Source organism: Kitasatospora sp. RG8, from assembly GCF_017813315.1.
Lineage (GTDB): Bacteria > Actinomycetota > Actinomycetes > Streptomycetales > Streptomycetaceae > Kitasatospora.
Genome location: NZ_JAGIYX010000033.1, coordinates 52,360 through 64,013, shown reverse-complemented (window position 1 = coordinate 64,013; position 11,654 = coordinate 52,360). Strand labels below are relative to the sequence as shown.

Annotated in this window: 10 protein-coding genes and 1 pseudogene; 4 read left to right on the top strand and 7 right to left on the bottom strand. The window is 72.5% G+C overall.

Translation table 11 applies throughout. From position 1 onward, the window contains the following. Nucleotides 1–234 precede the first annotated feature (234 nt). The 3 genes and pseudogenes from J5Y04_RS34600 to J5Y04_RS34590 form a co-directional block, all read right to left on the bottom strand. A pseudogene (locus J5Y04_RS34600) lies at nucleotides 235–393 on the bottom strand (exodeoxyribonuclease III); the annotation flags it as partial. Nucleotides 394–706: 313 nt separating this feature from the next. Next, on the bottom strand, nucleotides 707–1,297 hold the full coding sequence (locus J5Y04_RS34595) for a hypothetical protein (RefSeq protein ID WP_209416502.1): 591 nt from the start codon (nucleotides 1,295–1,297) through the stop codon (nucleotides 707–709). 16 nt (nucleotides 1,298–1,313) lie between these two features. Beyond that, a complete protein-coding gene (locus tag J5Y04_RS34590; RefSeq protein WP_209416501.1) occupies nucleotides 1,314–2,285 on the bottom strand; it encodes an aldo/keto reductase in 972 nt (323 codons plus the stop codon). Nucleotides 2,286–2,487: 202 nt separating this feature from the next. Between J5Y04_RS34590 and J5Y04_RS44070 the strand changes: the two genes are divergently transcribed. Then, nucleotides 2,488–3,246: a PhnA domain-containing protein gene (locus J5Y04_RS44070; RefSeq protein WP_374106171.1), complete on the top strand. Its 759-nt coding sequence runs from the start codon at nucleotides 2,488–2,490 to the stop codon at nucleotides 3,244–3,246. A 376-nt stretch (nucleotides 3,247–3,622) separates the two neighbouring features. On the opposite strand, the gene J5Y04_RS34580 is transcribed toward J5Y04_RS44070, so the two are convergent. Continuing rightward, a complete protein-coding gene (locus J5Y04_RS34580; protein WP_209416500.1) occupies nucleotides 3,623–4,426 on the bottom strand; it encodes an exodeoxyribonuclease III in 804 nt (267 codons plus the stop codon). A gap of 319 nt (nucleotides 4,427–4,745) precedes the next feature. Here J5Y04_RS34580 and J5Y04_RS34575 point away from each other — a divergent pair, with 319 nt between their 5' ends. Further along, nucleotides 4,746–5,543: a GntR family transcriptional regulator gene (locus J5Y04_RS34575; RefSeq protein ID WP_209416499.1), complete on the top strand. Its 798-nt coding sequence runs from the start codon at nucleotides 4,746–4,748 to the stop codon at nucleotides 5,541–5,543. 306 nt (nucleotides 5,544–5,849) lie between these two features. Here J5Y04_RS34575 and J5Y04_RS34570 read toward each other — a convergent pair whose 3' ends face one another. After that, nucleotides 5,850–7,031 carry an ROK family protein gene (locus J5Y04_RS34570; RefSeq protein ID WP_209416498.1) on the bottom strand — a complete coding sequence of 394 codons (1,182 nt, stop codon included), beginning with the start codon at nucleotides 7,029–7,031 and terminating at the stop codon, nucleotides 5,850–5,852. A 493-nt stretch (nucleotides 7,032–7,524) separates the two neighbouring features. Between J5Y04_RS34570 and J5Y04_RS34565 the strand changes: the two genes are divergently transcribed. Both J5Y04_RS34565 and J5Y04_RS34560 read left to right on the top strand, forming a co-directional pair. Further along, nucleotides 7,525–8,103 (top strand): methyltransferase, encoded by a 579-nt coding sequence (locus J5Y04_RS34565; RefSeq protein ID WP_245206034.1) that lies wholly within the window; start codon nucleotides 7,525–7,527, stop codon nucleotides 8,101–8,103. 168 nt (nucleotides 8,104–8,271) lie between these two features. After that, nucleotides 8,272–8,724, top strand: a complete 453-nt coding sequence (locus J5Y04_RS34560) for a GNAT family N-acetyltransferase (protein ID WP_307853456.1) — start codon at nucleotides 8,272–8,274, stop codon at nucleotides 8,722–8,724. 158 nt (nucleotides 8,725–8,882) lie between these two features. On the opposite strand, the gene J5Y04_RS34555 is transcribed toward J5Y04_RS34560, so the two are convergent. Both J5Y04_RS34555 and J5Y04_RS34550 read right to left on the bottom strand, forming a co-directional pair. Continuing rightward, the gene (locus J5Y04_RS34555; RefSeq protein ID WP_209416496.1) at nucleotides 8,883–10,175 is read right to left on the bottom strand and encodes an LLM class flavin-dependent oxidoreductase; all 1,293 of its coding nucleotides are present in this window, start codon (nucleotides 10,173–10,175) and stop codon (nucleotides 8,883–8,885) included. After that, the gene (locus J5Y04_RS34550; protein ID WP_307853453.1) at nucleotides 10,172–11,524 is read right to left on the bottom strand and encodes an NtaA/DmoA family FMN-dependent monooxygenase; all 1,353 of its coding nucleotides are present in this window, start codon (nucleotides 11,522–11,524) and stop codon (nucleotides 10,172–10,174) included. Before J5Y04_RS34550 ends, J5Y04_RS34555 begins: the two co-directional genes overlap by 4 nt. Between the last annotated feature and the right edge of the window lie 130 nt (nucleotides 11,525–11,654).

Genomic DNA, 11,654 nt, shown 5'->3' with positions numbered 1-11,654 from the left:
GCCCCTCTCCTCGCACTGATGATCAGGAGAGGAACGTTAGCGAGTCCCACCGACAGTCCCCATCGTGACTTTTACAAACCGACGCGTTCCCGGAAGAGAAACTGACTTGCATTCAGAGAATGGCGATCACCGCGTAGCACCATTCGCGGGGACATAGCTGCTGTGGTCATCACTTCCGGCAGGTCGCGCGACGACCGCAGCAGCCGAAGCCAGTTGCCCGAACTTCGCAAAATATCAATGGAGTTGGTCGAGATCGAAGACGGCTGTCACCGGTGCATGGTCGCTCCATCGCTCGGCGTGGGACGCGGCGCGTTCAACGTAGGCCTCGACGGCCTTGGCGGCGAGGCCCGGGGTGGCGACCTGGAGGTCAATCCTCCAGCCCGAGTCGTTGTCGACCCACAGGGTTGACTCGCCGGCCCCCATGCAGCGGGCGGTACGGTGTCGGGCCTCCGGATCGGGGCCGTGATGCTCTGGCACGACATGCCCATCCGGGACGAGCTGGTCACCCTGCCGGTCGCCGGGCACGAGGCCGCCGCGACCACGCCGGCCTGGCTGTTCCTCCACCTCCACCAGCGCCGCCCACAGCACCACCGTCCGCCCCGGCGGTACTCACCCAGGGGTGGACCGGCGGCCCAAGCCCCGGTCACATCCGCGAGCGTGACCGGGGCAGAGTCCCGCCGGCGGCGAGGGGTGAGCCTGCCGTTCCTCAGGACGCGCTGAACCTCAGAAGGAGGCGGGGGCACGGCGCCGCGACCTCGTCCTCAGGGGGAGGGCCCCATGCCGCGAGTGCGGCGGAAACCCCCTGTGGGCCGGATTCCAGATAGCAGATCATGTTCACCGGGTAGCGACTGTTGTCGAACATGTAGCGGTCCATCGGTGTCGGCTCCTCGCTTATTCGCAGCCCTCGCTCTTCGGGTGGGCCGATCCGGTGCCAGTCGGGATGCAGATGGATGGAGCCCAGGATCTCGACCCCGTCACGGTCCGCCTGCCGGTGAATACGAAGCAGATCCTGCGAGCTGCACCAGAATCCCCGGCGGGGGTTTCGGTAGGCGCTTCCGAAGCACGGCTCTATGGAGCTCGAGAACTCTTCGAGCGCCATCGGGTCGGTGGCACGGACGTTGGTAGCGAACTGGACCGTGGTGATGGCCGCGACACCGTCGACGACGGTGCCGAGCAGGAGGGCGAAACAGGAGGGTGGTTCCTGTGGCGTACAGGCCTCGTATTCATCGCGCGCTACTGAGATGAACGACTTGAGGGCGTCGAATCCGATCAGGGCGGTGTGGGGGATGAGGGTCACGATGGCTCCTCCTCCTTCAGCCGACGCGCGCAGGGTGGTCCGCCGCGGTGGTCCGTGAAGCGAGATCCAGCGAGTGAACCTCGGCCGGGGAGAGCTCCAGGGTCGCTCCCGGGATCAGTTCGGCGAGCTGCTCGGGCATCCTGCTGCTGGCGAGCGGAGCGACGACATGGGGCTGCGCCCTCAGCCAGGCCAGGGCCACCGCGGCGGGGGCGGTGCCGTGCTCGGCGGCGATCGTGTCCAGCGCCCGGAGCACCGCGCGGCCGCGGGGCGTTTCGCCGTACGGTCGTGCCGCGTCGCTGCGGACGCTGGGAACGGCGGGTGCGCCTTCACGGTACTTGCCGGTCAGGAAGCCCTGCGCCAGGGCGAAGTACGGGACGCAGGAGACGCCCTCGCGCTCGCAGACCGGGGCGATCCCACTCTCGAAGGGCTCGCGCTCCATGAGGTTGTAGGGAGGCTGGACCGCCACGTACGAGGCGAGCCCCGAACGCTTCGAGACCTCAAGGGATTCGGCCAGCCTGGGGCCGCTGATGTTCGAGGCGCCGATATGGCGCACCTTCCCTGCCGAGATCAGCGCGTCGAGTGCGGCGAGGGTCTCTTCGAGGGGAGTTTCGGGATCGTCCGCGTGCGTGTAGTAGAGGTCGATATGATCCGTCCGCAGACGGCGCAGGGAGTCCTCCACCGCCTGGTGGACGACCTTCGCCGTGAGCCCGGACAGCCCGTTCAGTCGGCCTACCTTGGTGGCTATGACGAAACGGTCGCGCTGACCGCGCGCGGCCAGCCAGTTGCCGAGGATCGACTCGGACTCCCCACCGGTGTTTCCGGGGGCCCACTGGGAATAGGAGTCGGCGGTGTCGATGAAGTTCCCGCCCGCGGCGGCATAGGCATCGAGGACGCGGAAGGATGTCCGCTCGTCGACGGTCCATCCGAAGACGCTGCCGCCGAGGCAGAGTGGAAAGACGTCGAGCTCGGAATGTGCGATGGTGACCAATGGACGCTTTCTGGGTTCTTACCGGTCCCGGTGGTCGGTTCCGGTGCGGAGGGTGGGCGCAGGGGGGCGCGGCTCGGCGCGACTTCCCAAATCGTCCCCGCCCGAGGGGTCGACTGACGCCCGCGACAGCAATTTCCAATGAATAGCGTGCACTTGATATTTAGTCAGCGCGGAAACCGATACTACCGTCCGGTCCGATGCCATGCCGAGACGTCGGCTGGATTCCGTCGTGGTCGGGGTGTGCGCATGCACCGTCGCTCTGCGCTCGAACGGCTCGACGGCGAGGCCGCCCCCGGTGGTTGCCGGGCCGAGGCGGGTCGCGGCCGAGTCGTGGGTCGCAGGCTGTAGGCTCGGGTGGTTCCTTTGCTCGATCTCCCTTGGCAGGAAGGCGATCCAGCCTCGCGGCATACGAACTTCACCGGCCCCGGTGGAGGCGAGCCAGATCAGATGGCTCAGGCAGGCGCGACACGCAGTTAAACCGGTTGCTCGCGGCAGCGACACCGTGACCGTCATCAAGGACCTCAAGGTTGAGGGCAGCTCCTCCGGCATCAAGGCGGGCACCACGGTCCGCAACATCCGCCTGGTCGACGGCGTCGACGGCCACGACATCGACTGGGCCAACTGTGGTGTCAGCGGGGTGTTCTCAGGGATCGGGCGGCGCGCGCCGACACTGCCCGACCGGGCAGGCGCCCCTGCCCTCGCGCGCGGACTCGGCGGGGCTCGCCGGGCGAGGTCCGAGGATGCGGTCCGCGCATCGGTGGTGCGCGGCTACCGAGGGCGATGCGCGGGTCGGCTCGCGTGCCGGGGGGGCGTCGTCCGGGACCGGTCCCTGCCGCACGTGCGCCCGGCAGGAAGCCGGGGTCGGCCGGCTCGTCGACGGGAGGGCTGCCGTGGACGGATCCGCCCGGCTGCCGCAGAGATGACCAGGGGATTCAGGCGTTCGGAAACCTCGGCGCGGTAAGGACGAGTGGCGTCACCGGCTGCACTCATCGAGACGGCCGACCAGGAAACCCTGTCCGACTACCTGCTGGCCGCCGTCAACTTCCCCCCCGGGGAGGCGATTCCCACCAGCCGCCGGAAGCTGTGGACCGGCACGTCCTGGTGGGACGAGGCGGCGCGGATGAGATCGAGAACGCTGGTTCGACCTCCACTCCGGCCCGGCGGAGGGGACCGCGGCTTGGCAGGTGGCCCCGTGCACCGCGGGCGCCGCAGGTCACACGCAGCGCTTCACGTCCGCGAGGCGGGTGCGGCCTTGTTGGAGAGCTGCGGTGGGCCGGTGCGGAGTGCGTCGACGGCCGGGTCGCCGATCGGGCGGCAGCCCGGCCGCCCGGGGTCGGTCAGCTCTCCAGGTCGTAGGCCACGGTGACGGGGGCGTGGTCGGACCAGCGTTCGGCGTGGGTGTCGGCGCGCTCGACGCGGGCGTCGGTGGCCCTGGCGGCGAGGCCCGGGGTGGCGACCTGGAGGTCGATCCTCCAGCCCGAGTCGTTGTCGAAGGCCCGGCCGCGGTAGGACCACCAGGTGTAGGGGCCGGTGCGGTCGGGGTGGAGGCGGCGGACCACGTCGACGTAGCCGGCCTCCTCGTAGACGCGGGTGAGCCAGGCGCGTTCCTCGGGGAGGAAACCGGCCGACTTCTGGTTGGCCTTCCAGTTCTTGAGGTCCTCCGGGCGGTGGGCGATGTTCCAGTCGCCGCAGACGACGACCTCGCGGCCCTCCGCGGCGGCCCGGGTGCGGAGCCTGCCGAGGTGGACGAGGAATTCCGCCATGAAGCGTTCCTTCTCCTCCTGGCGTTCGGTGCCGACTTCGCCGGAGGGGAGGTAGAGGCTGGCCACGGTCAGCCCGGGAAGGTCGATTTCCACGTACCTGCCCGAATTGTCGAATTCCTCGGACTGGAATCCGACCAGCGTGCGCTCCGGCTCCTGCCGGGACAGCAGGGCGACGCCCGCGCGGCCCTTGGCGACCGACGGCGCCCAGACCGCGTTCCAGCCGTCCAGGTCGCGCAGCTCCACGGGCAGCTGCCCGGGCTCGGAGCGGACCTCCTGCAGGCAGATCACGTCCGCCTCGGTGGCCGCCAGCCACTCGATGAAGCCCTTCTTGGCGGCCGCCCGGATCCCGTTCACATTGACACTCGTCACCACAATCACCCGGGAAGCCTATCGAGCCCCCCGGCCGGCGCGGCGGCGGCGCGTCGAGCGCGGGGGAAGGGCCGGAGTACCAAGGGCCGACGGCCGGGTGTCCGGATATCGGAGTGTCGTGAACGCGGCGTGAACCCGCGGGACAACCGCACCAACCGCCGTCATTGGTCTTGACCATCTCCCGACGAAGCCCCTAGGGTCACTTACTGCAAGGACCTTTAATAAAGAAGGACGGATAAAGCCCGCTCTCCCACCTGCCGCAACAGCGGACAGCGGGCCGGGTCCGCCCTCCTTTCAGCACGGCGGACAAAACAGGGTGGAGGCCACGGTGGGAACGACAGGACAGCTCGCGGCGGTACCGGAACCGAAGTACTGGCACCTGCGCACGGTGCTGCTCCGCGCGATCGACACGGAGTTCTCCACCGGCCAGGTCCTGCCCAACGAGCGCGAGCTCTCCGCCCGCTTCGGGGTCGCCCGGGCCACCCTGCGCCAGGCGCTCGACCAGTTGGAGCTGGAGGGCCGGCTGGTCCGCCGCCGCGGCATCGGCACCCTGATCGCCGCCCCCCGGGTCGGCGTCCCGGTCAACCGGCACGAGGAGGGCTGGCCCGGCACCGCCCGCAGCCAGGCCTGGCGCACCGTCGACTGCACCACCGCCCCCGCCACCGCGCGGCTCGCCAAGGCGCTCGGCATCGCCGAGGGCGCCACCGTGCACACCGTCCGCCGGGTGCGGATGGTCCAGGGCCAGAACATGGCCACCGAGTCGCTGCACGTGCCCGCCGCCGCCCTGCCGCACCTGCCCGGCTTCCGCGCCGAGAGCGACCGTGCCCGCTCGGTGCTGCGCCAGCTGGAGCGCCTGGAGGTCGACGGTGAGTCCCGCGCCGTCGAGCTGGGCGTCGCCGAGGCCGAGGAGGCCGCCCTCCTGGAGCGCCCGCCCGGCTCGCCCGTCCTGGTGATGACCACCCAGTACGCCGCCGCCGGCCGCCTGGTCGCCCTCGCCGTCTCCACCTACCGCGCCGACACCTGCAAGCTCACCTTCGGCGAGGCCGGCGTCGTCGAGGTCACCCCTGTCGGCGCCCCCGTCGGCGCCGCGACCGGTGCCGCCGCCGAGGTGCGCACCGCCTCCTGAACCACCTGCCGTAACACCCTCAGGCCCAGGCCCGGACACGCCCACAGGCGTCCGGGCCTGGGCCGTTGGTGGCGGCGGTCGTTGGTGGCCGCCTTCGGGAGAGGCCGTCGCGGGAGAGGCTTTCGGGAGAGGCTGTCGCGGGAGACCACCGGGCGAGGGCGGCAGGAGAGGCCGCCGGCGGCGGTGTGCTCAGCCCCCGACGGCCGGATGGGCCTGCCGGCAGCCCTTCACCGAACGGGTCACGAAGACGGTGATCCGGTGCACGTCGCGGCGCCGGACGGTCGCCGCGAGGCCCCTCCCCGGGTATCAGGCCCGGGTGCCCGCGCCCGTGGGCGGGTCGACGGCGTAGAGCTGCTCCTCGACCTGGTCCAGCGCGACCCGCAGCGCGCCCATCGCGACGACCTCCGAGCCGAGTGCGGCCAGCGCCACCTCGGGGGCGCGCAGGGTGAACTGGGCGAGGCGCTCGCGCAGCGGCTCCAGGACGCCGTCGAGACCGGCGGCCCAGCCACCGACCACGACCAGCTGCGGGTCTATCGCCAGGACCAGGGCGGCGACGCCCTGCACCAGGCGGGTCAGGAAGCGGTCCATCGCGACCTTCGCCACCTCGTCGCCCTCACGGGCCAGCTTCAGCACCCGGGCGACGGCGGCCTCGTCCAGCGGGTTGAGCGGCTTGCCGGTGGTGGAGAGCAGGCGCTCGGGGGTGACCTCCTGGCCGAGCAGGTGGAGGGCGCCGATCTCGCCGGCCGCGCCGCCGAACCCGCGGTGCAGCTTGCCGTTGATCAGCGAGCCGGCGCCGGGGCTGAGGCCCGCCATCACGAAGACCACGTCGTCCGCGCCGACGGCCGCGCCCTGCCAGTGCTCGGCGATGGCGGCCAGGTTGGCGTCGTTCTCGATCATCACGGGGCAGCGGAACGAGCGTCGCAGCCGGGCGCCCAGGTCGAGGCCGGTCCAGCCGGGCATCGCGGTGCCGAGCTGCACGGTTCCGTCGCGGTCGACGATGCCGGGGGTGCCGACGCCGACCGCCCAGAGGTTGTCCCGGGAGACGCCGGCCTTGCGCAGGACCTCGGCGACGACGGTTCGTACGGCCGTCAGCCGCTCCTCGGCGTCCACGCCCTCCTCGACGGTCCGGAAGTGACTGCCCACCACCTCGCCGGTGAGGTCGGCGAGGATGACCCGGATGTCGTGCACGCCGATCTCGACACCCAGGATGTGCCCGGCCTCGGCGCGGAACCGGAACCAGCGGGCCGGACGCCCCCGACGGCCCGCGCCTCCGGGCTGGCCGCCGTTCTGCGGCTGGTCCACCTCGGCGACCAGGCCGGTCTCGACCAGGCCCTCGATCACGCCCTCCACCGTGGGCCGGGACAGTCCGGTGTCCCCGACCAGTTGAGTGAGGGTTACCGAGTGGCCGGCCCGCAGCGCCCGAAGCGTGACCGCCGCGTTGATCCGTCGCAGCAGCGAGGAGTCTCCTCCGGTGAGCCGATCCGCCAAAACGCTGCCCTTCGCCGTTCGCGCGACAGCCCTGGCGCGCGGTGCCGAGTGCGCGGTGACCACCGGACGCCGACCACCGAATGCCGACCGCCGGTTGTCCCGCGGGAGTCCGCCGCCCGGACCGCGGACACGGCAGCGCTGAGCCGCCTGCGCCAGCCCGGAGGGCACGTGCCGGATGCTACCCGGGACCGGGCCCGGCGGGCGAGCATCTTCGCAGCTCACCAAGGCTTCGGTATCGAAATGGTACGCACCGGGTCGCCGTGCGTGCTCCGCCCTTCCACGGCACCACCGGCACACCCTCGCCCCCCTTCCGCCCCTGCCCGCGGCGCGGCGCGGGCTGGTCGGGACGCCCCCGCGGAGCCTCTATGCTGCGGACATGCTGAACGAGACGCGCGACGTTCATCCGGGTGCAACTGTGCTGTCGGACCGGAGCTTTGTGCGGAGTGAGACCCGGCCGACGCCGGTGCCGTTCGTACCCGAGGTCACCCTCCACATGGCGGAGGACGCCATCGCACTGTGGGAGACCACGGAGGCGGTGCGCGGCGAGGTCGGCCTGGCACCGCCGTTCTGGGCGTTCGCATGGGCCGGCGGGGTCGGCGTCGCGCGGTACGTGCTCGACCACCCGGAACTGGTCGCGGGGCGGGCGGTGCTCGACCTGGCGGCCGGGTCCGGACTGGTCGGCATCGCGGCGGCGCTGCGCGGAGCGCGGTCGGTGCGGGCCGCCGAGATCGACGCCTACGCGGTGGCGGCCATCGACGTCAACGCCGAGGCGAACGGCGTCCGGGTCGACGCCGCGGTGGAGGACCTGCTGGACGGGGACGGCGCACCGGCCGAGGTGGTGCTCGCCGGCGACGTCTTCTACGAGCGCGCGATGGCGGCCCGCTTCCTCCCCTTCCTGGAGCGGGCGCGGGCCCGTGGCGCGGTGGTGATCGTCGGCGACCCGGGCCGGGCCTACCTGCCGCGCGAGCGGTTCAGCGCGCTGGCCGCGTACGACGTCCCGGTGGTCGCCGACCTGGAGGACGCGGCGCTCAAGACCACTACGGTCTGGCGGCTCGACCCGCCGCAGGGCTGAGCCCGTCCGGAGTCCGGAAATACGAGCGGACGGGCCGAACGGCCTGGTAGACACACCGACATGACCGACGACCACATGACCGGCGACGACACGGCCGGCTACGACACGGCCGGCGACGACATGGCCGACGAGCTCGCCGACGACCTGACCGACGAGGTCGCCTCCGACGTGACCGCCACCACCGGCGCGGGTGACGTCGCGCTGCGTGCCGCCACCCCCGACGAGATACCCGCGGTGCTCGCCCTCTGGGCCCGCGCGGCCAAGGGGACCAGCATCACGGACGACGCCGACGGTGTGGCCGCGCTGCTGGAGCGCGACCCGGAGTGCCTGATCGTCGCCACGCCGGCCGCGGACACCGGGACCGTCGTCGGCACGGTGATCGCCGGCTGGGACGGTTGGCGCTGCCACCTCTACCGCCTCGCCGTCGACCCCGCGCACCGCCGCCGTGGCATCGGCGCCGCCCTGCTGGCCGCCGCCGAGGCCCGCTTCACCGCCCTCGGCGGACGCCGCGCCGACGCCATGGTGCTGGACGACAACGGCCTCGGCCAGCGCACCTGGAAGGCGGCCGGCTACGGCCCCCAGCCGCAGTGGACCCGCTGGGTCAAGCCCCTGGACGCCTGACCGCGGGCCGTAGGGTCGCAGGGCCTGCAGTCCTCACGCCGCACGAACCTCACGCCGCACGGACCTTCGGACGCCCGTCTGCCGCCCGCCGCCCCCGCCGCCCGCCACCCGCCGCGTGTGCCACGTGCGGGCACGGCGGCAACGACCCCTGCGGGGTCTCAGCCGGCCGACCGGGCCGATGCGTAGCGGCCGGTCGGCCGGGGGAGGCCGAGGTGGCCGCGGAGGGTGTCCGCCGTGTACGCCGTCCGGAAGGCTCCGCGCCGTTGCAGTTCGGGGACGAGCCCGCGGGTGATCGCGGTCAGGTCGTGCGGCAGTTCGGCGGGGCGCAGCCGGAAGCCGTCGAGGCCGGCCGCGTGGCGGTCGAGGAGCAGGTCGGCGAGTTCGGCGGGCGTGCCGGTGAAGATCTCGGCGTCGGAGCCGAGCGGCGCGCCGTCCAGCTCGTCGAGCCGTTCCCGGCGGCGGGCGGCCGCGCCGGGCTGCTCGTCCAGGAGGACCAGGAGGTCGGCGAAGACCTTGAGCGGCCGGTCGGTGGGCCGGCCGATGGCGGCCTTGGCCGCCTCGACCTCGCCCAGCACCGCTGTCGTGCCGGACCGCGAGTGCGGGGTGACGAAGACGAGGTCGGCACCCTTGGCGGCCAGCTCGTACGGGATGGCGGCGTGGGCGAGGACGGCGACGGGCGGTTGGCCCTGCGGCGGGCGCGGGGTGATGGAGGGGCCGCGGACGCTGAAGTGCTCGCCGTCGAAGTCGATCGCGTGGAGCCGGGTGCGGTCGACGAAACGGCCGGTGCCGGCGTCCCGGATCTCGGCGTCGTCCTCCCAGCTGTCCCAGAGCCGCCGGACCACCTCGACCACGTCGGCGGCCTCGTCGAAGAGCGGTCGCAGGCGCTCGGCGATCAGTGCGGGGTCGCGGAGGTCGTCCTCGGTGAGCTGCTCGGTCGTGCGGCGCCCGAAGTGGGCCGCGTCGTCGGCGCGGGAGGAGAGCTGGGGGCGCCAGCCGGCCCGGCCGAGACTGGTGAAGTCCAGGGTGGCGAGCGCGGTGGAGAGGTGGAACGGCTCGGTGTGGGTGATGTTGGTGGTCGGGACGAGCCCGATCCGCGAGGTGAGGGGCGCGATCCGGCCGGCGATCAGCACCGCGTCGAGGCGGCCGCGGACCTGGTCGGTCCGGTCGTCGGGGCCGGTGAAGCGGGAGGACTGGACGGCGAGGGTGTCCTCCAGGGTGACGAGGTCGAGCAGGCCGCGTTCGGCCTCGGCGACCAGGTCGGCCCAGTAGCCGGCGGTGAACAGCTCGGCGGGGCGGGCGCCGTCGGCGCGCCACGCGGCGGGGTGCCAGCCGGCGCCGTCCAGCGCGACGGCGAGGTGCAGGCGGGAGCGGTCCTGCGGGGGCTGCTGGTCGTCCCGGTCCTCGCGGCCCTGCACGTGGCCCTGGTTCTGGTTCCGGCCCTGCCCGGTCATGCGGTCGCCTCCCGGATCCGCTGCTTCGGGGCCGTCAGCCCCAGGTGGTCGCGGAGCGTGCTGCCGGTGTAGTCGGTGCGGTACACGCCCTTCTCCTGGAGCAGCGGCACCACCTGGTCGACGAAGTCGTCCAGCCCGCCCGGGGTCAGGTGCGGGGTGAGGACGAAGCCGTCCGAGCCGTCGCTCTGCACGAACCCGTCGATCGCGTCGGCGACTTCGCGCGCCGTCCCGATGAACGTCTGGCGTCCGGTGACCTCGGTGACCAGCTCCCGGATGCTCAGCCCCCGCTCCTGCGCGAGCGTGCGCCACTGCCGGGCCGTCGCCTCCCGGTCGACCCGGAACAGGGCGTGCCCCTTGAGCAGCAGGCTGTCCGGGTCGGGGTCGACGTCCGGCAGCGGGCCGTCGGGGTCGTGGTCGGAGAGGTCCCGCCCCCAGATCGCCTCCAGGTGGGCGATCGCGGTCTGCGGGCCGGTCTGCGCCCGGCGGATCGCGGCGGCGCGTTCGTGCGCTTCCTCCGTGGTGTCGCCGAGCACGTACGAGGCGGAGGGCAGGATCTTCAGCTGCTCCGGTGAGCGGCCGTGCGCGGCGAGCCGGCCCTTGACGTCCCGGTAGAACTGCCGGGCCTCGGCGAGCCTGCTGTACCGGCTGAAGATCACGTCGGCGTCGGAGGCGGCGAAGTCCCGGCCCTGCGGGGACTCGCCCGCCTGGATGATCACCGGGTGACCCTGCGGCGGCCGGGGCGTGTTGAACCGGCCGGAGATGTCGAAGTGCCGGCCCCGGTGGGCGAACCCGCCCGCCCCGGCCCGGACGAACCGTCCGCCCGCGGCGTCGGCCAGGACGTCGCCCTCGGCCCAGCTGTCCCACAACTCCCGTGCCGTCGCGAGGAACTCGGCGGCCCGGGTGTACCGGTCGGCCTCCGCCAGGAAGCCGCCCCGGCGGAAGTTCTCCCCGGTGAACTCGTCCCAGCTGGTCACCACGTTCCATGCCGCCCGGCCCTCGCTCAGGTGGTCCAGCGTCGCCAACCGCCGCGCCACCTCGTACGGTTCGTTGAACGTCGAGTTGACGGTGGCGGCCAGCCCCAGCCGGTCGGTGACGGCCGCCAGCGCGCTCAGCACGGTCAGCGACTCGGGCCGGCCGGCCACGTCCAGCTCGTAGGTCTCGCCCTTGTGCTCCCGGAGCCGCAGGCCCTCGGCGAGGAAGAGGAAGTCGAACTTCCCCCGCTCGGCCGTCTTCGCGAGGTGGACGAACGACTCGAAGCCGATCTGGCTCCCGGCCTGCGGATCGGACCACACGGTGGAGTTCCCGATCCCCGGGAAGAACGCGGCAAGGTGAATCTGCTTACCCGACACGACGGTTGATCGCCTCCTGTGACCCGCCCGGACGCTGGGGACCGGCCCATCCTGCGCGGGCCGGGGGAGCGGGGGCAACGGATGCAATCAACTGTTCACGGGCGGAAACGAACCTCGCCGACGGGGCGGT

Coding starts and splice junctions, on each gene's coding strand:
- J5Y04_RS44070 (WP_374106171.1), top strand. CDS start 2,488: ATGCCGAGACGTCGGCTGGATTCCGTCGTGGTCGGGGTGTGCGCATGC.
- J5Y04_RS34565 (WP_245206034.1), top strand. CDS start 7,525: ATGGCGGAGGACGCCATCGCACTGTGGGAGACCACGGAGGCGGTGCGC.
- J5Y04_RS34555 (WP_209416496.1), bottom strand. CDS start 10,175: ATGACCGGGCAGGGCCGGAACCAGAACCAGGGCCACGTGCAGGGCCGC.